General features: G+C 44.3%; 17 protein-coding genes and 2 pseudogenes. 11 read left to right on the top strand and 8 right to left on the bottom strand.

Features of this window, described 5'->3' with window-relative positions; genetic code table 11:
• The first annotated feature begins 192 nt into the window (after positions 1-192).
• Together NIE88_RS18280 and NIE88_RS18275 are read left to right on the top strand one after the other, a co-directional pair.
• Positions 193-762 carry a hypothetical protein gene (locus tag NIE88_RS18280; protein WP_253064372.1) on the top strand — a complete coding sequence of 190 codons (570 nt, stop codon included), beginning with the start codon at positions 193-195 and terminating at the stop codon, positions 760-762.
• Between the two features lie 26 nt (positions 763-788).
• Positions 789-1,550 (top strand): SDR family NAD(P)-dependent oxidoreductase, encoded by a 762-nt coding sequence (locus NIE88_RS18275; RefSeq protein ID WP_253064369.1) that lies wholly within the window; start codon positions 789-791, stop codon positions 1,548-1,550.
• A 364-nt stretch (positions 1,551-1,914) separates the two neighbouring features.
• Here the strand turns inward: NIE88_RS18275 and NIE88_RS18270 are convergent, their stop codons facing one another.
• Positions 1,915-2,550, bottom strand: a complete 636-nt coding sequence (locus NIE88_RS18270; RefSeq protein WP_253064368.1) for a TetR/AcrR family transcriptional regulator — start codon at positions 2,548-2,550, stop codon at positions 1,915-1,917.
• Positions 2,551-2,701: 151 nt separating this feature from the next.
• On the opposite strand from NIE88_RS18270, the pseudogene NIE88_RS18260 reads away from it, so the two are divergent.
• The 9 genes and pseudogenes from NIE88_RS18260 (at position 2,702) to NIE88_RS18220 (ending at position 13,079) form a co-directional block, all read left to right on the top strand.
• Positions 2,702-4,803 (top strand): annotated as a pseudogene (locus tag NIE88_RS18260) (MFS transporter).
• A gap of 417 nt (positions 4,804-5,220) precedes the next feature.
• Positions 5,221-5,457, top strand: coding sequence for a DUF1146 family protein (locus NIE88_RS18255; protein WP_253064365.1), 237 nt, complete (start codon positions 5,221-5,223; stop codon positions 5,455-5,457).
• Between the two features lie 100 nt (positions 5,458-5,557).
• Positions 5,558-6,325: a YwmB family TATA-box binding protein gene (locus tag NIE88_RS18250; protein ID WP_253064364.1), complete on the top strand. Its 768-nt coding sequence runs from the start codon at positions 5,558-5,560 to the stop codon at positions 6,323-6,325.
• A gap of 99 nt (positions 6,326-6,424) precedes the next feature.
• Positions 6,425-7,756 carry a UDP-N-acetylglucosamine 1-carboxyvinyltransferase gene (murA, locus tag NIE88_RS18245; RefSeq protein ID WP_253064363.1) on the top strand — a complete coding sequence of 444 codons (1,332 nt, stop codon included), beginning with the start codon at positions 6,425-6,427 and terminating at the stop codon, positions 7,754-7,756.
• A 219-nt stretch (positions 7,757-7,975) separates the two neighbouring features.
• The gene (gene spoIID, locus NIE88_RS18240; protein ID WP_253064352.1) at positions 7,976-8,971 is read left to right on the top strand and encodes a stage II sporulation protein D; all 996 of its coding nucleotides are present in this window, start codon (positions 7,976-7,978) and stop codon (positions 8,969-8,971) included.
• 277 nt (positions 8,972-9,248) lie between these two features.
• Positions 9,249-10,127 carry a M23 family metallopeptidase gene (locus NIE88_RS18235; RefSeq protein ID WP_253064350.1) on the top strand — a complete coding sequence of 293 codons (879 nt, stop codon included), beginning with the start codon at positions 9,249-9,251 and terminating at the stop codon, positions 10,125-10,127.
• A gap of 168 nt (positions 10,128-10,295) precedes the next feature.
• A complete protein-coding gene (locus tag NIE88_RS18230; protein WP_373689460.1) occupies positions 10,296-11,906 on the top strand; it encodes a gamma-glutamyltransferase family protein in 1,611 nt (536 codons plus the stop codon).
• Between the two features lie 49 nt (positions 11,907-11,955).
• On the top strand, positions 11,956-12,552 hold the full coding sequence (locus NIE88_RS18225) for a chromate transporter (protein ID WP_253064349.1): 597 nt from the start codon (positions 11,956-11,958) through the stop codon (positions 12,550-12,552).
• Positions 12,549-13,079, top strand: coding sequence for a chromate transporter (locus NIE88_RS18220; RefSeq protein WP_253064347.1), 531 nt, complete (start codon positions 12,549-12,551; stop codon positions 13,077-13,079). Before NIE88_RS18225 ends, NIE88_RS18220 begins: the two co-directional genes overlap by 4 nt.
• A gap of 228 nt (positions 13,080-13,307) precedes the next feature.
• On the opposite strand, the gene cysC is transcribed toward NIE88_RS18220, so the two are convergent.
• The 7 genes and pseudogenes from cysC to NIE88_RS18185 form a co-directional block, all read right to left on the bottom strand.
• Positions 13,308-13,910, bottom strand: coding sequence for an adenylyl-sulfate kinase (gene cysC / locus NIE88_RS18215; protein WP_290446587.1), 603 nt, complete (start codon positions 13,908-13,910; stop codon positions 13,308-13,310).
• Positions 13,911-13,922: 12 nt separating this feature from the next.
• Positions 13,923-15,086, bottom strand: coding sequence for a sulfate adenylyltransferase (sat, locus tag NIE88_RS18210; protein WP_253064345.1), 1,164 nt, complete (start codon positions 15,084-15,086; stop codon positions 13,923-13,925).
• A gap of 29 nt (positions 15,087-15,115) precedes the next feature.
• The gene (locus NIE88_RS18205) at positions 15,116-15,853 is read right to left on the bottom strand and encodes a phosphoadenylyl-sulfate reductase (RefSeq protein ID WP_373689459.1); all 738 of its coding nucleotides are present in this window, start codon (positions 15,851-15,853) and stop codon (positions 15,116-15,118) included.
• Between the two features lie 108 nt (positions 15,854-15,961).
• Positions 15,962-17,020, bottom strand: coding sequence for a sulfate/molybdate ABC transporter ATP-binding protein (locus NIE88_RS18200; RefSeq protein WP_253064343.1), 1,059 nt, complete (start codon positions 17,018-17,020; stop codon positions 15,962-15,964).
• A 23-nt stretch (positions 17,021-17,043) separates the two neighbouring features.
• Positions 17,044-17,922 (bottom strand): annotated as a pseudogene (cysW, locus tag NIE88_RS18195) (sulfate ABC transporter permease subunit CysW).
• 16 nt (positions 17,923-17,938) lie between these two features.
• Positions 17,939-18,784: a sulfate ABC transporter permease subunit CysT gene (gene cysT, locus NIE88_RS18190; RefSeq protein ID WP_253064341.1), complete on the bottom strand. Its 846-nt coding sequence runs from the start codon at positions 18,782-18,784 to the stop codon at positions 17,939-17,941.
• Positions 18,785-18,825: 41 nt separating this feature from the next.
• Positions 18,826-19,884 (bottom strand): sulfate ABC transporter substrate-binding protein, encoded by a 1,059-nt coding sequence (locus NIE88_RS18185; RefSeq protein WP_253064339.1) that lies wholly within the window; start codon positions 19,882-19,884, stop codon positions 18,826-18,828.
• Positions 19,885-20,732: the final 848 nt, after the last annotated feature.

Here is a 20,732-nt window from a genome sequence, read left to right as displayed (position 1 = left end):
AATGGGGAGAGGTCTTTTCCGTACCGAAAACAATAATCAGAAGTATATAACCGGGAACCTGTCGGGTCTCAGTTCCGCGGAAGTATCGGACGGTCAGGTACTGATTTGACCGATTAGCTAGGGACTAAGATATTTGTGTCAAGAAACGCAAGGCATTAAAGTCGAAACTTATTGGATGAGGGGGATGGTAGAATGAAACCATTAATTTGGACAGCTATAGCCGTATTCATATTGCTCCTCTTCATTTTGCCTGCCCTCTATTTGATTCACTCATGGGCACCAGATAAGTTAACTCATTCGGTGGATCTTTCCGGTGAGTCCATTGGCGGATACACCGTCCATGATTCAATCAACGATGCATCGTTCCGGCGTCTTTATGGCAATCCGCATGGAAAAGAAGACAATGAACTATACGACTATTATCATTGGAAAAAAAGAATGGAAACGGCTTCGATTCCGTCCGGACATGATCAAGGCTCGATTGTTCGCTTTATTGTTGAAGGGACAACGGGTTCTGGTGGCGCGTATTTAAATGAATTTAACAATCAATTGAAGACAAGTAAAGGTATCCGGCTCGGCGACACGGAGAAGACAGTCCTTTCAAAGTATGGGAACGATTATTATACCTATTTTGACGATGGATTAGACGAAAAACTGATTGGCTATGTTGATCATAAACGGGGACTGAAGCTTGAATTTGCACTCACTTATGATAGCTGTCGAGTGAACCGTATTTATTTTGAAGAAGAGAAAATTGAGTAGATCGGTTTAACATGTGGGGTGAATGAATGGTAAATGTAGCGGTAGTTACCGGTGCGTCGAAGGGACTTGGTTTTGAGACGGCGAACCTTTTTTGTTCGCATGGATTGGACGTGATCGGATTGTCACGGAGCCGCAATGAAGCAATGCGAAAATTAAACGCAAAATATGGCAGGTCGTTTCATTATCTGTCGCTTGATTTGACGCATGAATCCGCTGTAGAGCGGGCAATGATTGATGTCTGCACGGAAATCATTGGCCGGGTACCGGGGAAGGTATACGTGGTGAATAATGCGGGCACAGTCGAGCCGATCGAGCGATTGGGCCATCTTGATAACCAAGCGATCAGAAAATCCGTGCATTTGAATGTACTTGCACCGTTACTTATTAATAATATGTTGTTAAAGCAATTGGCTCATCGTGCCATGGATGTATCAATTATGAATGTTACCTCCGGAGCGGCAGAACGGCCGATTTACGGATGGAGCATTTATGGTGCAACCAAGGCAGCAATCAATTTACATACAAAAGCGGCTGGCCTTGAGCAAAATCAGATCAATAGCCGACATTGTATGGCCGCTTTCAGTCTGGGAATCATGAATACCGACATGCAGGGTACAATTCGTCAATCGTCTCCGGATGCATTCGCTGAAATCGAAACCTTTAAGTCATTTAAGAGTGAAGATAAATTAAGACAGCCAGGAGAAGTGGCCCATGCACTTGTGAACCTGATGCTCAACGGTCAAGTGGAAAATGGCTGTATTTATGATGTAGATGACCTGATCCCTTAAGTTGTTACGATTCAACGCGCTCGTTTAGAAATCGCTGAACGAGTGCCTATTTTTACTTGATGGGATTGAACCGATCGAGTAAATTCAAACCGAAAATTGAGACGCGATTGAACAACGAAAAATCGAAAACCAAAGGAAAGAGAGACACGGCGAACCAATCGTAGCACAGGATCATGAAAACGCTAATATAAATCGTACTTTTATTCTCCCCTGATTTATCTTAGAGAAGCATTTGTGGCAGAAGATTGGCGTGAAATTTAATTTCTTCATCTCTTTCTTATGGTCAAGAAGAAGACGGAGTACGAAGCTGCCAAATGCGAACCTGATTAAACCATCAGCTGCAAAACAGGGCCGGTGCTTGCTCTCATGATGACCGCGTATCCTTCTTTACACGTGTCACTGTGCTGAGGATCAGCTGTACCGCTTCATCAACTAGAACATCCGGATTTAAATCAGGGCGTTGATTAAAGGCCAGCTGATCCTGCAGCCCCTCCAACATACGAAAGAGTATAAAAATCTGCTCATGAGGATGGGTGAGAACATAACCGTGAGCTTCAATTGACTTCGTGAAAAGATCGGCCATTTTTTGTTGAATTTGGATAAAGTAATTGGCGACATCGGCGTCACGATATTGAAGTGCTGTGATTTCGTTATGATAGAGCAAGCTTTGCTGTTTATGCTGATGCACGGTAATTTGAATAATTTTTCGCGTCAGTTCGACGATATCATAGTCTTCGGGAATACGACCAAGTTCTTCGTTAAAATGCTCATAGATTTCATGGCTGAATTGTTCCATGCAGGAGAGCAGAATATCCTTTTTGTCGGTAAAGTAGGCGTAAATGCTGCCGACAGATAGATTGGCTTCCTTGGCAATATCCGCAGTCGTTGTACTAAAATAACCATTTTGATTAAATGAGCGACGAGCAGCATCCATAATCCGCTGCTTTTTCTCAATCGATCTTTTCTGCTGCGGGATACGGGTGCTTCTTTTTTGTACCATACATATACCTCCAAAGTCGTACCTTACTCCAATCATAATAATCAAACAAATAACTGTCAATGTGAATAATATTTCATATTTTTATTTACTTAGGATAAAACAAGTGTATAATATGAATGTGATTTCATATTTAATTAACTGGAGGTAAATAATGAAGAAAAAATCTATTCTTGGGTTTATTGCACTGGCTATTGCGATGTTCATGGGCATTTTAGACAGTACGATCATAAATATTGCTTTACCGGATATTACTGATTATTTTCACTCCAGTTTAAACGATACAAGCTGGATCAGCACGATTTATGTGCTGGCTCTATCTGTATTTACAATCACTGCTGCGAAACTGGCCGATCAGTTTGGCAGGAAGAAGGTAATGATCATCGGATTAATTTTATTTGGCGGCAGTTCTGCGCTTTGCGGACTGTCACAGTCATTACTGATGCTGATTGTTTTCCGCTTTTTTCAGGGACTGGGCGGAGCAATTCTGATGCCTGTCGCTGTTCCCATGGGTATTGCTCTTTTTGGAAAAAAGAAAATGGGTATAATTACGAGTACTTTAGGTGCGGTGACCGGATTGGCTGCTGCGAGTGGGCCGCCGCTTGGCGGTGTCCTGCTCCATTTTTTTAATTGGCAGGTGTGTTTTTTATTAATATACCGTTCACGATCATTGCAATCGGACTAATCATTTTCTTTACAAATGAATCGTATGACTCAACGATCTCAAAACGCGTCGATTTTGCCGGCGTGCTGCTCTTGTCTGTCGCCTTGTTTTTACTGACGTTTGGTTTGTTGAGGGGGAATGACTATGGCTGGAGCTCTGGAACAATTGCTATTCTTTTTCTTGGAGCGTTTATCAGTCTTATGCTCTTTATCGTTGTTGAAATGAAAAGTACTGCCCCAATGATCGAATTTCATCTTTTTCGTGAATGGACGTTCACCGCCTCTTCAGTGGTTTACCTGTTCTCAGGATTCGGGATTATTGCCACATCATTAATCTTTAACTTTTTTCTTCAGAATGTATTAGGTGATCATCCATTGCAGGCCTCTTTCATTGTGATGATGACGTCACTGACTGTCATCATTGCGATGCCGCTGGGCAATGTCATTTCCGCGCGGTTCGGCTTTCGTCCGGTTACCTTTTTAGGACTGGTGATCATGGGAATCGCACTGTTGTGGTTGTCTACGCTGACTGTTGATACGTCAAGATTGACGATGATTATGTATATGATTTTATTTGGAGCCGGCTTCGGTTTTTCGTGTCTGTCGATGGTTTCTGCGATTAAACATCTGCCTGAGGAGAAAAGCGGGATTGGTTCAGGTGTCAGTAATGCGGCCAGACAAATAGGCACCTGTGTCGCCATTGCATTGCTTGTGAGTATACTTGATCTCCAGATATCCCATGCAAAAGTAGCAATCAAACAAGAGATAACGCACACGATCAAACAATTAGCCGTTACCCCGTCAGTCAAGCAGCTTGCGCTCCGTGATTTGGATCAAATCACCGCACACTCGGGAACTAAAGCGCAGGCGCGCTATGAGCACAAAATGAAAGACGATCTTCGCCATGCGCTTACACATTCTTCTGACGCACCACGCCCGGCAGATCAAAAACTGGCGGGCATCTACGATGGTACGCGCGACATGCAGAAAGAGCTGCACGCCTACAATAAATTCATGAATGATTATGTCCATGGTGTGGATCAGACACTTTTTACGATGATTCGAAATGATCCGATGGCTAAACAGATAGCAAAGGTTTATCAAAAACAGCTTGACCTAGCAATTTCCGATGAACAAGTTGTTAAAGGCACGGCGAAGGAACAGCACCATCAACAGGTCATTGAACTGACCGGAATGCTCCGTTTATATGAAGCAGGCACGGATCCGGCTGTAACGAATGCGAATCAGTTTGCGGCAAAGCTGCAACAGATAGCACACCAAGATAAAAACAATGCGAATATCGTTCAGGCGGGACAACAGCTTAGTGCAGCAGGAAACAAGCTTGAACAAGGGGGTACGCAGCTGAGAGTAGGCGTTGCACGTGGTGCACAGGCAGAAGCCCTTCAGCGGACTTTAAAACAGGTGAAGGACATCAAGAACGACAAAATTGCCGGCGCATTCGATCGAGTGTTCCTGATTGCGGGACTTATTCTCCTTATATCGTCAGTGATCGGACTGTTCACAGATAAAAGTAATGGAATGAAAAAGGGCGGGGAAATTCCAATTGACGGGATTTTGCGTAATAAAATATGACCGAGGATCAATGAAAAAATTTTTTTATTGATCCGAGACCGTCGCGAGCGGTGGTCAAAACTTGGCTTCGTGCCAAATTTTTTTTGGTCCAGAAACGGTTCAGAACGATCAATTATGCTTACACCATCCAGTTTTTGGGACATCTTTAATTTTTTTTGTAAAATATAAAGATAAAAGTGGTTATTTTTCATAATCCGCGATAAAATGATCACAGGCAGTTAAATATTATCATTACATTAAAAATGTATTACCGTTTTATTACAAATAAGGGGATGGACGCAGTATTTCTTAAACCTCTACGAATTATTTATACTAGACGAAATGGGCTTAAGAAAAAAGAGCAATACATAAACACCTATGGAACGACTCGGGCCGTTCATTAAATGTAATCAGAAACAAAACAGGCGGTGGCTTTTATTGATCATTAATTCGGGTTTTCAGGCAATGATCAGCATTTTCGTTCATCTTTCTTTTTTAGCCCTCACCTGGTGGGCTTTGCAAAGCTTAAAATTAGAGGCGGCATTTCATCATCCGAAGAGCATGCAGGCAAGAGTCTTTTATGTCATACTGGCTATTTCCATCAGCTATCCGGTAGCGAAGTTTTTTCTTGATTATGTCGTTTGGTCTTTAATGCTTCCACAAATTTACGGGTGATCTTGAACTGCGCGGATGAGGTCTGTTTTTGACGAAAAGTTCCACGTATGCCTTCCTCTTGATTCAGGTAATACTGAAAACAAGAGGGGGGCGGACGGAAATGAAACGGATTTTATATCTCATTTGCTTTTTTTTCTTGGCATTCCAATTGTTTACAGCATTTAATCAAAATCAGGTTTCTGCAGAGCATGGGACACATCAATTTGACGAACTTAATCAAATCGGACTTTTTGCCCATGCGTTAGAAAAGAATCAAGCGCATGTATCAAGCTGGTCGGTGTACGCGCGTGAGATTCAAGCATCAGAGGTTACACATAAGTATTTTGACAGCAAAGCTGCCCGGCTTGAAAAGAAATTCAAGGACTACACGTGGAAACAGTTAAGCCCGAATGAAGGCGCCATCGGCTGGGAAGGTACAAAGAAGATACAGCCTGAGAATGTACGGATGAGCATCAGTTATATGGCTTATCCACATGGAAAACATTTCCAGGCCGTCATACTTTATCGTGTAAACGGCGAATGCTTTAAGCAGATTCAATGGTCCCAAATCGTAAAGTATATGCGTACGGAAATGAAACAAATTTTCAACGGACAAGAGCACATCTACACTTGTGTAAAGGCTTATCACAGTGCTAAAATGAAACTTGCCTTAATTGACGAAGGAATGCGATATCTTAAGCTTTTTTCGGCCACTCCTGTTGAACGACTGCAAGAAAAAACCTTTGTATCAATTTCCGCATATACTAAGACATGGAACAATGCCATTTATACAGCGAACAAAAAGATGAATATTCAGGCAGCCTTGAGAAATGATGGGGACCGGACCATTATTGTCCTTGGCTCACCGATCATTACGGTGGAATACTAACAGGTGTATTCCCCGCTATGGTTTGATTTAGCAAAATACGCGGCACGGAAGAATGTTCCGGATCGAGCGAAGAGATAAATGGACGCGGAGGGGAAAAGTTTGGAAAAAATTATCGTTCATGGAGGGAAACGGCTTTCGGGCTCTGTGAAGATTGAAGGTGCAAAGAACGCTGTTCTTCCTGTTATTGCCGCATCAATGCTTGCCTCTGAAGGTACGAGCAAAATATATAATGTACCGGAATTGGCGGATGTATACACAATCAATGAAGTTTTGCGTTATTTAAATACATCGGTAAATTATGAGAATAAAACCATTATGGTTAATGCGGTGGCCGATTTATTTACGGAAGCGCCATTTGATTATGTTAGGAAAATGCGGGCGTCTTTTTTAGTCATGGGCCCGCTTCTGGCTCGAGTCGGGCATGCGAAAATTGCGCTTCCCGGCGGATGTGCGATCGGCTCTCGACCTATTGATCAGCATCTTAAGGGTTTCGAAGCAATGGGTGCACAAGTCACGATTGGAAACGGATCCATTGAAGCAAGTGTCAAGGGAAAATTAAAGGGCACAGTTATTTATTTAGATTTTCCAAGCGTTGGTGCAACGGAAAACATAATCATGGCTGCCTCGCTAGCTGAAGGCGAGACCGTACTTGAGAATGCTGCATGTGAACCGGAAATTGTAAATCTAGTTCAATATCTCAATGCGATGGGCGCAAAGATCAAAGGCGCCGGAACAGGCAGAATCACAATTGAAGGTGTTGAAAAGCTGCACGGCGCGGAACACGCGATCCTTCCCGATCGGATTGAAGCAGGAACCTACATGATTGCTGCCGCCGTTACAGGAGGTAATGTGTTGATTGAGGACGCAGATATTGAAGATCTTCGCCCTTTAATTGCCAAGATGCGTGACATGGGTGTCATTGTTGAAGAAGGGGCGGAAGGAGTTCGTGTTATTGGAACCGATCACTTGCAAGCGGTCGATGTTAAGACGATGCCGCATCCCGGCTTTCCCACAGATCTTCAGGCGCAAATGATGGCATTGCTGCTCAGAGCAAACGGTACCTCTGTTATTACGGAGACAGTGTTTGAAAATCGCTTCATGCATGTTGAAGAATTTCGCAGAATGAATGCGATGATCAAAATTGATGGACGTTCTGCAGTGATCAGTGGTCCATGTGAGCTGCAAGGTGCCGAGGTTGCCGCTACAGATCTTCGTGCCGGAGCGGCGCTTGTTATCGCCGGGCTTGTTGCCAAGGGTTATACCAAAGTCAATCGGCTGCATCATATTGATCGTGGTTACGTGGATCTTGCAGGCAAATTGCGGGCACTTGGTGCCGATATAGAACGCGTGAGCAGCAGTGAGGAAGAACAGCCTGTTGCCGCTGCTGATGATTTACGCGGCGCTTTGAGCATCAATCCCAAATTTGCTTAATTATTATTGATAAAATTTTTCCTGTAGCTCGGTCAATTGGCCGAGTTATTTTGTTTGTAAATAAATTATTCTTTTTAAATTTTCAGATATATAAATCCATATAAAAATCTTCAGAAAATTATATGCCGATTGACACGAACTATGCAAGAACAGCCTGTTCTATCTTGAAAAGGAGAAACATAAACTTTATTATCTCATTCTCCTGGAGGCAATTGTCTAATGAAGAAAGCCGCCGTACTCCTCTTTATCTTTGCGCTTGTCATTATCATCATTCCCGCAGCAGTTGTTATTCCGTTTACACAGAAGGCCGAGGGCGGACAGCAGCATCAAAGCATCAATCGCAGCAAAAAAGCGGCGCAACAAAATGTGATTCAAGTCTCTGTTGACCGGTCCAAGAAAAAACAGACGGATCAAGTAGCTCTGGATGACTACCTGATCGGTGTTGTCGGATCGGAAATGCCGGCTAAATTTCGTATCGAAGCCTTAAAAGCTCAGGCGATTGCGGCACGCACTTATATTATGGCGCGGATTATTGATAATCCGGATGCTCACGTTACGGATACGGTACAAAATCAAGTCTATCATAGTACCCAGGAGCTGAAGCAGATTTGGGGAAAGGACTATGAATGGAAACTGAAAAAAGTAAAAACCGCAGTTGCGCAAACGCAGAATCAAGTGATCACGTACAACGGAAAGCTGATCATACCGATGTTCTTTTCAACGAGTAACGGGCAAACAGAGGATGCCGATAATTATTGGGAAAATGATGTCCCATACTTAAAATCAGTTGCAAGTCCATGGGATAAGCTGTCGCCAAAGTACAGAAATGAAAAAAAAATGACGATTCAGTCCGTCGAGCAGGCACTTGGAATTACTCTGGGCGCTGACCGAGGCTTTTTAGGAAAAGTAATCAGCAAGACGGATACCGGCCATATCGCTCGCATTGAAATTGCCGGCAAAACGTTTACTGGCAGACAGGTTCGAGAAAAACTAAAGCTCAGTTCAACAGATTTTCAATTAACGCAAAACGGGAATCAAGTCAAAGCGGTGACCATTGGCAACGGTCATGACGTCGGGATGAGTCAGTATGGAGCTGAAGGAATGGCTCGAGAAGGCAAAACAGCCAAACAAATTCTTACCTATTTCTATCAAGGAACACAGATCAGCAAGATGACCGTTAAGTCAAAGGCTCAAAAACAGATCGCAAAAAAATAGTTTCATTTTCAGGCACTTGAAATCAGGTGTCTGAAATTTTTTCGAAAAATCACAGACGTCAAGTGATTTATGCTTAAAGGGTTTCTTTTTTCGAAAACGGATTGATCGGGAATCCTATGCTCTATAGATTTTCAATAAGGATATTCTTAGAAAATAGCAGTTTATTGATGCTCTTTTTGTTAATTTCATAAATTTTCAATGAAAAAGGACATAAATTCGTCTTTTATATGTATAGATCAGCCGCATTCTGATCAGAATGTTGCTGAGGTGATACAATTTGACAGATAACAAGGATCAGAAAAAGTCGCAGGAAAAAGAGCTGTCCGGTCTGCGAAAACTAGCAAAACGGCGCTGGTTCTATCCCGCTTTATATTTATGCGCCGCATCGCTTATCCTTACCGGGGTGCTGCTCTTTCAAATGAATGGTGCAAATAAGGCGAGTGAAGATGAGAACCGCACGGTATTCAATCAAGATCAGCCGACGCCTCATGTACAGAATGCCGGTGATGAAGTGTTTGAATGGCCGGCGAAGGCAGAGGACACAACAGTAGTCCAGCCTTTCTATGACGTTAAAGGAACCGAACAGGAACAGCAAGCCGCTCTCGTAAACTATAACAATTCGTATGTCCAAAATACAGGTATTAACATTGGCGCGAATAATGAAAAATCGTTTACGGTAACTGCGGCGATGGGCGGGAAAGTCACGGAAGCAGCAAAGGACGACACATTGGGCTACAAGGTTACATTGAAGCACAAGAACGGTGTTGAAACGATGTATCAGAGTCTTGGATCAGTGGACGTTGCCGTTGGTCAGGAAGTGGCACAGGGCGAGAAAATCGGTACTGCAGGAACAGAAGCATTGAACAAAGCTATGGGCATTCACCTGCATTTCGAAATTCGCAAAAATGGAATTCCGGTCAGTCCGGAAAACTACATGAACAAGAGCGCTTCTGACGTGAAAGCAGTGTCGGTCGGCGCGCAGATGACGACTACCAATCCTTCAGCATCTGAGAAAGTGAAAGATGAAGGCAGCACGGAAACACCGAAACAAGAGAGTGGAAAGACGAAGGACCAAAGCAAATCGAACACAAAGTCAAAAAGCGATTCAAGCAAAGGGTCATCAATCGATAAAAGCTCATTGAACTCGGAAAACTGAAATAAGTACGAAGACGGCTCCTGATCGGAGTCGTTTTTTTGTGCAAAATAACCAGTGGATCAGTTGAATGATTGATAAAATAAGAGAATCGACAAACGAAGCATATACTAAATTTACAAAGCTGGAGTAATATATAAAAGAATAGTACGCAGATAAAGGGGTGCAGCGATGATGTTTGATTATCACTTTTCACCGTTTTCTCAGCCACGAAATTCAGTATTTGCAAAACGAGGAATGGTGGCGACCGCACAGCCCTTGGCTGCACAGGCAGGACTCGACATGATAAAAAAAGGCGGGAATGCGATTGATGCCGCCATTGCCACTGCGGCTTGCCTGACTGTTGTTGAGCCCACCTCAAACGGAATCGGCAGCGATGCCTTTGCGATGATCTGGACAAAGGGCAGGCTTCACGGGCTTAATGCCAGCGGAGTTGCTCCGGCAAGCATTTCCATTGACGCGATCCGTGCACGTGGTTTTGATGCGATACCGGCACATGGTCTGGAACCGGTCATGGTTCCCGGTGCTCCTGCTGCTTGGGCGGAATGTTCCAGACGTTTTGGACGCCTTTCTTTAAAAGAAACATTGCAGCCTGCGATTGACTACGCAGAGCAGGGCTTCCCCGTTTCACCGATTGTTGCAAAAAATTGGCAGATTGCCTTTGATGAATATAAGAAAAAAGTTCAAGGATCGCTGTTTGTGCCGTGGTTTGACACCTTCGCTCCTGACGGACAAGCACCGAAAGCAGGTGCCATTTGGAAATCTGCGGACCATGCGCGAAGCTTAAAGGCGATTGCCGATTCCAATGCGGAAGCTTTCTATAAAGGTGAGCTGGCCGATCAGATCGACAGCTTTTCAAGCGCACATGGAGGATTTATCCGCAAAAGCGATCTTTCACGCTACTGTCCACAGTGGGTCGAGCCGCTTTCAGTTAACTATCATGGATATGACGTATGGGAGCTTCCTCCGAATGGTCAGGGACTGGTCGCGCTGCTTGGACTAAATATTCTCAAACAGTTTGATTTAAGTAATGAGGATCTAATTGGTACCTATCATAAGCAAATTGAGGCACTCAAGCTCGCTTTTTCCGATGGCAAAGCCTATATCACCGATCCGCGTGAAATGAGCAATGAGGCGGAGCAGCTGCTTTCGGAATCGTATGCTGCGCTGCGTGCGAATCAAATAGGACAGGCGGCAATGATCCCCAAGCCCGGCCGATTGCCTAAGGGCGGCACCGTGTATCTTGCGGCAGCAGACGGAGAAGGAAACATGGTTTCTTTTATTCAAAGCAACTTTATGGGCTTTGGTTCGGGCATTGTCATTCCGGGTACGGGAATTTCAATGCAGAATCGCGGGTATACATTTTCTCTGAATCCAAAAGATGCGAACGGTCTCGCACCCGGCAAGAAAACGTATCACACGATTATTCCCGGCTTTCTGACACAGAACAGCACACCGATCGGCCCATTTGGTGTGATGGGCGGGTATATGCAGCCGCAGGGCCATCTGCAGGTGATCAGCCGGTTGATTGATAAGCACCTCCATCCTCAGGCGGCACTTGATGCACCGAGATGGCAGTGGATTGAAAATAAGACTGTACTGGTCGAACCGGACTTTCCAAATGCTCTGGCGCAGGCATTGGCGCGCCGTGGGCATGATATTCGCACGGCATTGGATACGGGGAGCTTCGGTCGCGGGCAGATCATTTGGCGTGATCTAAACACGGGGATATTGGCCGGTGGGACAGAATCACGGGCAGATGGACTGGTTGCCGCGTGGTGATAAAGCAAAACAAAGGGTACATAATGAATGAAGTTGGGAGTTTGTTTGAATGAATCAGGAAGGCGAAAAGAGATCGATCCAAAAATCTTCTTTAGCACTGCATTGGAATTTATTTGTTGCATTTTTCCGCTCCGGAATCGTCAGCTTCGGCGGCGGACCATCAGGAATACCGCTCATTGAAACAGAGGTAGTCAAAAGATATCACTGGATGAGTTTAGAAGAATTCGGTGATATGGTTGCGCTGGCAAATGCGTTGCCCGGACCGATAAACACAAAGCTCGCAGGATATGTCGGCTGGCGCATTAAAGGGCTTTCCGGGCTGCTCGTCGCGCTTGCGGCGGTAGTCCTGCCAACGGTGGTTCTGATGATCGCATTGCTCGGGGTGCTTGCGCGATTTCAGGATCAGCGATGGGTACGCGGCATGACACAAGCTGTATTACCGGTGGTTGGCGTGCTCATGGCACAGCTTACTTGGAGCTTTATGAAGAATGCCAAAAAGGGCTTGGGATGGATCATCAGTTTGATTCTGGTTGGGATGAGCTTTGTCTTGATGGAAGTCCTGCATGTTCATCCGGCAATTTTGATTGCATTGACGTTACTGCTCGTCCTGCTTAAGCCTTCAAAAAAAGCAGGTGAGCACCAATGATTTTATGGAAAATTTTTCTAGCATTTTTTATTCCGGGAATTCTAGGTTACGGTGGCGGACCTGCATCCATTCCACTTATTGAGAACGAGGTAGTCGGTCACTACCACTGGATGACGGTGTCAGAGTTCAGTAATATTTTAGCTTTTGGAAATGCACTGCCCGGGCCAATCGCTACAAAAATGGCCGGCTATATCGGCTATGAAGTGGCCGGCATACCCGGTGCGCTTGTCGCCCTGTTTGCAACCATCGCTCCGTCGCTGATTCTGCTCATCGCGCTTCTAAAGTTGCTCGAGCGATTCAAGGATTCTCCAAAAGTCAAGTGGCTGACCCTATTGATCCGTCCGATTATTGTGGTTATGCTAGGTATGATGGCTTACAACTTCTTTGCGACCTCTCTTCAGTCGTCAGGCTGGCTGCCGCTGATCCTGATCGCCGCGGCCAGCTTCGTACTGATGCAGCGTTTCCGAATTCATCCTGCTTTTGTGATCGCCGGTGCTCTTGCGATTGGTGCCATTTTTATGGGATGAGAGTAAGCATCGAAAAGGCAATGATCCGTAAAATGTCGATAGATTGAAGCGCAAAAGAAACAAAATTATCGTTTTTTCTATTGCCTTATGTTGGGAATAAGATATGGCTCAAGCGAGCAGTCACGGTACAAGTTGATTTTCTTTTTGGAATCGCTTCTGTTTCTTGAGTGAGACGGTCTTCACAAAAGATGTGTGCACCAGAAAATCGAGCCACAACCCGGACCACTGTCAATGAATAATCTTTTTTTCCTTAAGAAAGCGGATGATTTGTTCGGTACTTGCCTCCGGATCTTGGTTTTCGGTGTTAACAATCAGTTCCGGAGCATTCGGAGCCTCATAAGGGGAATCAATACCGGTGAATGACGGAATGACCCCTGAACGAGCTTTTTTATATAGTCCTTTTGGATCTCGAGATTCACAAATACTTAGATCGCATTTGACATAGACTTCAATAAACTCTCCGGCCTCAACCTTTTGCCTGGCTGCGATGCGATCTTCCCGAAAAGGAGAGATGAAAGCGGTCAGTACAATGGTATTGCTGTCGACAAACAATTTTGCCACCTCACTGATACGGCGAATGTTCTCCCGACGATCAATATCTGAGAATCCTAGATCACGATTCAGCCCGCTGCGTATATTGTCACCGTCAAGCAGATAAGTTCGATGACCGCCGGCAAAAAGGGCAGCCTCCAATCGATTGGCCAGTGTTGATTTTCCAGAGCCGGAAAGCCCGGTGAACCAAATGACCACACCTTTTTGACCGCTCTGTTTTTCCCTATCTTGCTTTGTAATTGTTGTCTGATGCCAGACAACATTTGTTTTTTCTATCATGTTCGTTGCCTCCTAATGCTGAATCGTTTCGGAATTTCTCTTCTTTTCACTCAATCCTTCAATCAATGTATTGACGACCTCAGGTCTGCTGAAGGTTTCAGGTGGGCGAACCCCGGTTCGCAACATTTCACGAACTTTTGTGCCGGATAAAGCGACATGAAAGGATGCGGAATGCGGGCAAGTCTTATTGGAAGCCATTCCGCCGCACCTTTGACAATAATAGCTGTTCTCAAAAAACAGAATCTGAATATCCAGCTCATCACGCGTAAACGTCGAAAAAATTTTCTGCGCATCATAGGTTCCATAGTAATTTTTGACGCCGGCGTGATCGCGTCCGACGATAAAATGCGTGCAGCCAAAATTTTTCCGGCAAATCGCGTGAAATACAGCTTCTCTTGGCCCAGCGTAGCGCATGGCGGCAGGGAAGACGGCAAATGCCGTCCTATCTTTGACATAGTAATTGTCAATGAGCACATGATAACTGCGCATTCGAATGTCTCCCGGAATATCGTCCTTCTTTGTTTCACCTACAAGTGGATTGATAAAAAGTCCGTCGGTCGTTTCAAGGGCTGTTTTCTGAATGTATTCATGAGCACGGTGGATCGGGTTCCGTGTCTGGAAACCGACAATGGTCCGCCATTCCTTTTGATCGAATAGCTGTCTCGTCTGCGCGGGATCAAGAAAATCACCGGAATATTCTTCCGGTCGCTCCGAACGCCGGATCAATTCCACCGGACCGGACAAGTAGATATCGCCACGGTCAAAAAGTCTTTTAACACCTGGGTGCTCCAAATCAGTTGTCAAATAGACGTGTTCCGCCTCCCATTTTTTATTAGGACGGAACTTGCCGGTTATCTTCAGTGTGCCAAAGACTGTGCCGTGGTAGGCTAATTTCACGAGGTCGCCCGCAGATACACGGTTGGCGACGGCTTCCTTCACCGGAAGTGTGATTGGAATTGTCCAAGCGAGTCCGTTTGCAAGACGCATATGTTCAACAACAGAATGATAATTTTCTTCATCAATAAAACCGGTTAGTGGACTATAGGTACCATTAGCGATTAACTCTAGATCGCTTAATGAAACACGGTCGATGGGAATCGAGCACGGAATGTCACCAACATCTTTATCAAAGTCCTGGCGGTTAATCAGTATTCCGCCATGAGGTAAACCAGCCATATTAATTTCCTCCTTTAAGTAGATATGAGTCAGGCATCATTAATCCTGTTTTTCAGATGGAGACCGCACTCCGTTTTATCGAACGCGCTCCATCGTCCTGCACGCTGATCTTCACCGGGTCTGATCGGGGAGGTGCAGCAGGCACAGCCAATGCTTGGATAATTCTGATCGTGAAGTGGGTTGTAGGGTAATTGATGAATTCTGACATAGTCCCAAACATCTTGCCATGTCCAGTGGATCAACGGACAAATCTTGATTGAATTGAACTTTTCGTCCTTATTAATAAACCGGACGTTTCTTCTTGTCGGTGACTGCTCATGCCGCAGACCGGAAATCCAAGCATCATAATCCTTCAATCGCTCTGCCAGAGGATCTACTTTTCTAAACTGGCAGCAAAGATCAGGACGGCGTGTCCATAAGTCCTCCCCATATTTCGCGGCCTGTTCTTCAGGTGTCAGATCCGGTTTCTGTCGAATAATATTCAGTTGCGGGTAACGTTCCTCAATGCGATCGACGAGTTCATACGTTTCGTTGAAATGAAAATTCGTGTCCAAAAAAATGATTGTTGCGTTACGCTTAATTTTACTAATCAGATCAATCAGAACGATTCCTTCAACACCGAAGCTGCAAGAATAGGCAACCCGACCGCCGAATGTCTCAAAGGTCCACTGCAGTACCTGTGCAGTTTCCTTGTAGGGTTGATCGGACGGAAATTCAGGCAGCAGTTTTTCGGACCAATGATCATAGCTCAGAAGATTCTGTGTCAATGCGTAGTGCCTCCCGCCTGTATTCTTTGTTTTGGTGCTGCAAACACAATAGGTGATCAAAATAATAAATTCTGGTCGTTTGAATTTTTCAAAATACAGGATTTCTGATTAATCAGCGGCAAATACTTTAACCTGTCTGGGTTCCAAAAAGACATGCTGATTTTTGGTCAATGAAAGTTCATCGAACTCTCGTTTTGTCACTTCTACCTCGATGCTCTGAGTTTCATCCTGCCTTTCTAATTCAAGCTTAATGACAGATCCGACTGGATGGATATGGGTGACCGTAGCTGACAATGTACAATCAGACGGCCCATTATTGGCTGCTTTGATTGTAAATTGATCCGGCCGGATATACGCGATCCCATCAGAACGATCGAGAGTGTCGACGGGTATTCTGAAGTTACCGTTGACGAACAGTCCGTCGTTGATCTTTCCACGTACCTGATTCACATTGCCGATAAAATCATAGACAAAAGCATTTGCCGGATTTTCATAGACTTCAGTAGGTGTGCCAATCTGCTCGACTTTTCCTTTATTGATGATAACGACACGGTCGGATACTTCAAATGCTTCCTCCTGATCGTGAGTTACGAGCAAACTGGTCATTTTAACCTGCTGATGGAGTTGCCTCAGCCATTGCCGCAGTTCCTTCCGAACCTTTGCGTCAAGTGCGCCGAAGGGTTCATCGAGTAATAAGATGTGAGGCTCGATGGCAAGCGCTCGTGCAAGAGCGACACGTTGACGCTGTCCCCCGGATAGTTGGGAAGGATACCGGTTACTGTATGGCTCAAGCCTGATGAGATGAAGCAGCTGATTTACCCGATCTTGAATTGTTTTTTTTGAAGGTCGGAATTTTCTGGGTCTGACCCTCAGTCCATAGGCAATGTTTTCCCGAATGGTCATTGTATTGAATAGAGCATAATGCTGGAAGACAAATCCCGCTTTTCGTTTTTTTATCGGTGCATCGGTTAAATCCTTGCCATGAATTAAAAGAGTACCTTCATCAGCAAATTCCAGCCCAGCGAGAATTCGAAGCAGTGAAGTTTTTCCAGATCCCGAAGGCCCCAATAGCGTAACGAGCTCACCTGATTGAATTGTCAGATTAATATTTTTTAGAACTTGATACGGACCATATGATTTGGAAATGTTCTTTAGTTCAATGCTCATAGTAATCATCCTTATTCGTAGGTTTACACAGAACGAGAGTTCTTCCAGTCAAAATAGTTCTTTAAAACCAGTGAGATAATTGCAACAATGGACATCAGTGATGACAGCGCGAATGCGGCTTCCATCTGATAGCCATTGTAAAAAGCTTCAACCTGAAGGGGCATCGTATTTGTCTGCCCGACGATGTGCCCGGACACGACAGAAACGGCGCCAAAATCACCGATTGATCGGGCGCTGCAGAGAATTACTCCATAAAGCAGTCCCCATTTTATATTCGGTAATGTAATTTTAAAGAAGGTGCGAAGTGTACTCGCCCCTAAAATAAGCGACGCTTCTTCTTCATGGCTGCCCTGGGTTTCCATTAACGGAATCAATTCACGCGCCACAAAAGGATAGGTGACGAACAGTGTGGCGATCACAATACCTGCTGTATTGAATACCAGCTGAATATTGTGTCCGATCAGCCATTTTCCTAGAAATCCGTGATCCCCGAACAATAAAACGAAGATCAGGCCGCCGATAACAGGTGAAATAGAGAAGGGCAGATCGGCCAATGTTATGAGCAGACTTTTGCCTTTAAATCGGTATTTTGTCGTTGTCTAGGCTAGCATAATCCCAGATACGGTGTTAATTGGTACGACAATGAGCAGCACGGTAAGCGTCAGATAAATGGATGAGAGTGCGTCAGGATTAGTGATCGAAGACCAGTAAATGCCAATGCCGTCCGCCAATGCCGCCGAGAAAATATAGATGAGCGGAAGGATCAGGAAAAGAGAAATGAAAGCGACAGTGATCAAAGTCAGCAGTATCCTGATCCATTTCGGTTCTGTCAATGTGGTTTCATCATTTGTCCTAGCCCGCACAGAGCTTCCTGACTCGCGAGATAAAGACAGTTCTGCCATGCCGGTTTTCCCCCTTTCAATTTACATATCTTCGCTTGACCAGCCATTGTGAAAAATTAATCAGAAACAAGATGAGAAAAGAAGCGACCAACAAGACCAATGCCACAGATGTTGCTCCATCATAATCAAATCCTTCCAGTTTCTGCATGATTACAAGAGGGGCGATCTCTGTTTTGAAAGGCATATTTCCGGCAATAAAAACAACTGATCCGTATTCTCCAAGTGCCCGGGAAAATGCAAGTGCGAATCCGGAAAAGGCAGCAGGACGAATCTTGGGAAAAACAACGTGGACCAATGTTTGAAACCGGTTCGCACCTAAGATGGCCGAAGCTTCTTCGTTCTCCTTGTCCATGTTCTGAAGGACAGGTTCGACAATGCGCACGACAAAAGGCATTCCAATCAGAACCAGAGCGACAATGATTCCAATCTGTGTGTAAGACACTTTAAAAGGCAGTAACCTGCCGACCCATCCGTTTGTTGAGTAAAGTGTCGCCAAAGTTATGCCCGCTACAGATGTTGGCAAGGCAAAGGGCAGATCTAAAAGGCCGTCGATCAGTTTGCGTCCCGGAAATGAGTAACGAACCAACACCCAGGCTGTCAGGACACCAAAAACAAGATTGATTAGCGACGCAATCAAAGCAGTTGTAAAACTCAGCCGATAGGCAGCAATGACAATGGGCTGACTGATTTGATGGAAAAATCCGCCCCAGCCTAACTGCGATGTGTAAATAAAGATCGTAGATAAAGGAATGAGCACCAACAAAGAGAGATAAGACAGGGAAAAGCCCAGCGACAGCCCGAACCCCGGGATAATCTGTTTTTTTTTCTTTTTAGTTTTCTTTTTCAATTGAAGTTGAGGCATAGCCTGCGCTCCTTCCGATTCCCATGATCAGTCGTTTTACATTACTGTTTTTCAGTATAGATTTGATCGAAGATACCACCATCATCAAAGAACTTTTTTTGTGCTTTATTCCAGCCTCCAAACAGTGGGTCATCAATTTTTACCAATGGAATATTCGGATATAGATTGCGATAGTTTTTCAGAACGCTTTGATTGCGCGGCCGGTAGTAATTTTTTGCAATAATTTTTTGTGCGGACTTCGTATACAGGTACTTAAGGTAAGCTGTCGCTGCTTTTTTCGTTCCATTTTTCTGAGCGTTTTTATCGACAACGGAAACGGTTGGTTCGGTCAGAATACTGATTGAAGGATTAACGATGTCATATTTGTCTTTTCCACCGGCAGCATTCAGACTGAGGAGTGCTTCGTTTTCCCAGGCGATCAGTACATCACCGACACCACGAGTTGTGAAGGAAGTTGTTGCACCGCGTGCACCGGAATCAAGTACTTTGACATTTTTGTACAGAGCTTTCAAGAATTGTTTGTCCTTTGTCTGATCGCCATTGTATTTCTTATCCGCATACGCCCAGGCCGCCAGAAAATTCCACCTTGCGCCACCGGATGTTTTTGGATTTGGTGTGACGATGCCGACCCCTTTTTTTGTCAGATCATCCCAATCTTTGATATGCTTCGGATTCCCTTTCCTTACTAGAAAGACGATAGTCGATGTATAAGGAGCGGAGTGATCTGGAAGTCTGTCTTGCCAGTTCGGCGCGATCTTCTGTGTTCCATTCACAATGGAATTGACGTCCCCCGCCAGTGCCAGAGTCACCACATCAGCGTTCAGACCATCAATAACCGCCCGTGCCTGAGCACCCGATCCGCCATGGGACTGCTGAATGGTCACGTTCTGCCCGGTTTTCTTTTTCCAATAACTTGCAAAAAGCTGGTTATAACTTTTATAGAGCTCTCTTGTCGGGTCATAAGACACATTCAATAGCCTAATGTCCTTTTTTGTCGATGAACCGGCACTTGATGTTTTGCTTGAGCCGCATGCCGTCAGAATCAGTGATACCATCACAACCAATGTAATAAAGCACCAACTGCGTTTCTTGATTTTCATAGGTGGAACCCCCCGAAATTAGAAAAAACTGTCATGTTTTAGGTCCTTTGTACAATGAATTTATAATTAATTAAACATATAGGAAAACAATGAATTGAATCCAAAAAAAATAATTTTGTTATTAACGCTGCCATCCACATTAAAAAAATTTCACAGCACATTGTCTTGGGTTTCAGATTGGAATGCTACGCGAAAGAGTCTTTGCTATCAGGCATCAGGAATAAACAAAAGACAACATGCCTAGTCTCCTGCTCAGGATTGCCGATCACCTCTTTGCACTATGTATGATTTCTGTGTCGCCTCATCGGGAAAGCTCAAAATTCCACTTGTAAAATTCTGCAAACAGAATACAACGAAGCAATTAAGAAAAGAAAATAATAATTTAAACGCAGTTTCTGTTCCTCAACTATGAAAACGGCACGGAACATTCGATGGCAGTCTCTTTCGTATTTTCTCAATTAATGCACATCTTGCTTAAATTGTTGTTATCTTAACACTGGAGGATGGTTAGGTCAACAAAAAATTTGCAATATTTTTGATATACCTATATATACCGTTTCATTTTCACTCCAATACGTGGTTCATGAACGAACGCCATTAAATCTCTTTTTTACGAAAATGAGTAAAAACTGTCTGTGCTCCATTTGTGTAAATTCTAAAGAGGAATGGAAGCAGTGGATTGAACATTATCTATGAGAAATTAACAAAAATCATGTTCTATTTTGATAGAAATACTTGATAGCACATATTAATCAGTTATCAAATTGCCAGTATGCTAGACTTGCTTCGATCAGACAGTGTCAGAACGATCATAAAAACTGATAGTAATAAAGACCCGGTAGATTTTA

This window comes from Sporolactobacillus shoreicorticis (genome assembly GCF_024125445.1).
Taxonomy (GTDB): Bacteria; Bacillota; Bacilli; order Bacillales; family Sporolactobacillaceae; genus Sporolactobacillus; species Sporolactobacillus shoreicorticis.
This window is presented reverse-complemented; position numbering and strand designations above follow the sequence as displayed.

Excerpts from the sequence above, each read along its gene's own strand:
- NIE88_RS18225 (WP_253064349.1), top strand. The coding sequence starts at position 11,956 with ATGAATCAGGAAGGCGAAAAGAGATCGATCCAAAAATCTTCTTTAGCA.
- sat (WP_253064345.1), bottom strand. The coding sequence starts at position 15,086 with ATGGCTGGTTTACCTCATGGCGGAATACTGATTAACCGCCAGGACTTT.
- spoIID (WP_253064352.1), top strand. The coding sequence starts at position 7,976 with ATGAAGAAAGCCGCCGTACTCCTCTTTATCTTTGCGCTTGTCATTATC.
- cysT (WP_253064341.1), bottom strand. The coding sequence starts at position 18,784 with ATGCCTCAACTTCAATTGAAAAAGAAAACTAAAAAGAAAAAAAAACAG.
- NIE88_RS18200 (WP_253064343.1), bottom strand. The coding sequence starts at position 17,020 with ATGAGCATTGAACTAAAGAACATTTCCAAATCATATGGTCCGTATCAA.
- cysC (WP_290446587.1), bottom strand. The coding sequence starts at position 13,910 with ATGATAGAAAAAACAAATGTTGTCTGGCATCAGACAACAATTACAAAG.
- NIE88_RS18280 (WP_253064372.1), top strand. The coding sequence starts at position 193 with ATGAAACCATTAATTTGGACAGCTATAGCCGTATTCATATTGCTCCTC.
- NIE88_RS18275 (WP_253064369.1), top strand. The coding sequence starts at position 789 with ATGGTAAATGTAGCGGTAGTTACCGGTGCGTCGAAGGGACTTGGTTTT.
- NIE88_RS18230 (WP_373689460.1), top strand. The coding sequence starts at position 10,296 with ATGATGTTTGATTATCACTTTTCACCGTTTTCTCAGCCACGAAATTCA.
- NIE88_RS18185 (WP_253064339.1), bottom strand. The coding sequence starts at position 19,884 with ATGAAAATCAAGAAACGCAGTTGGTGCTTTATTACATTGGTTGTGATG.
- NIE88_RS18220 (WP_253064347.1), top strand. The coding sequence starts at position 12,549 with ATGATTTTATGGAAAATTTTTCTAGCATTTTTTATTCCGGGAATTCTA.
- NIE88_RS18250 (WP_253064364.1), top strand. The coding sequence starts at position 5,558 with ATGAAACGGATTTTATATCTCATTTGCTTTTTTTTCTTGGCATTCCAA.
- NIE88_RS18270 (WP_253064368.1), bottom strand. The coding sequence starts at position 2,550 with ATGGTACAAAAAAGAAGCACCCGTATCCCGCAGCAGAAAAGATCGATT.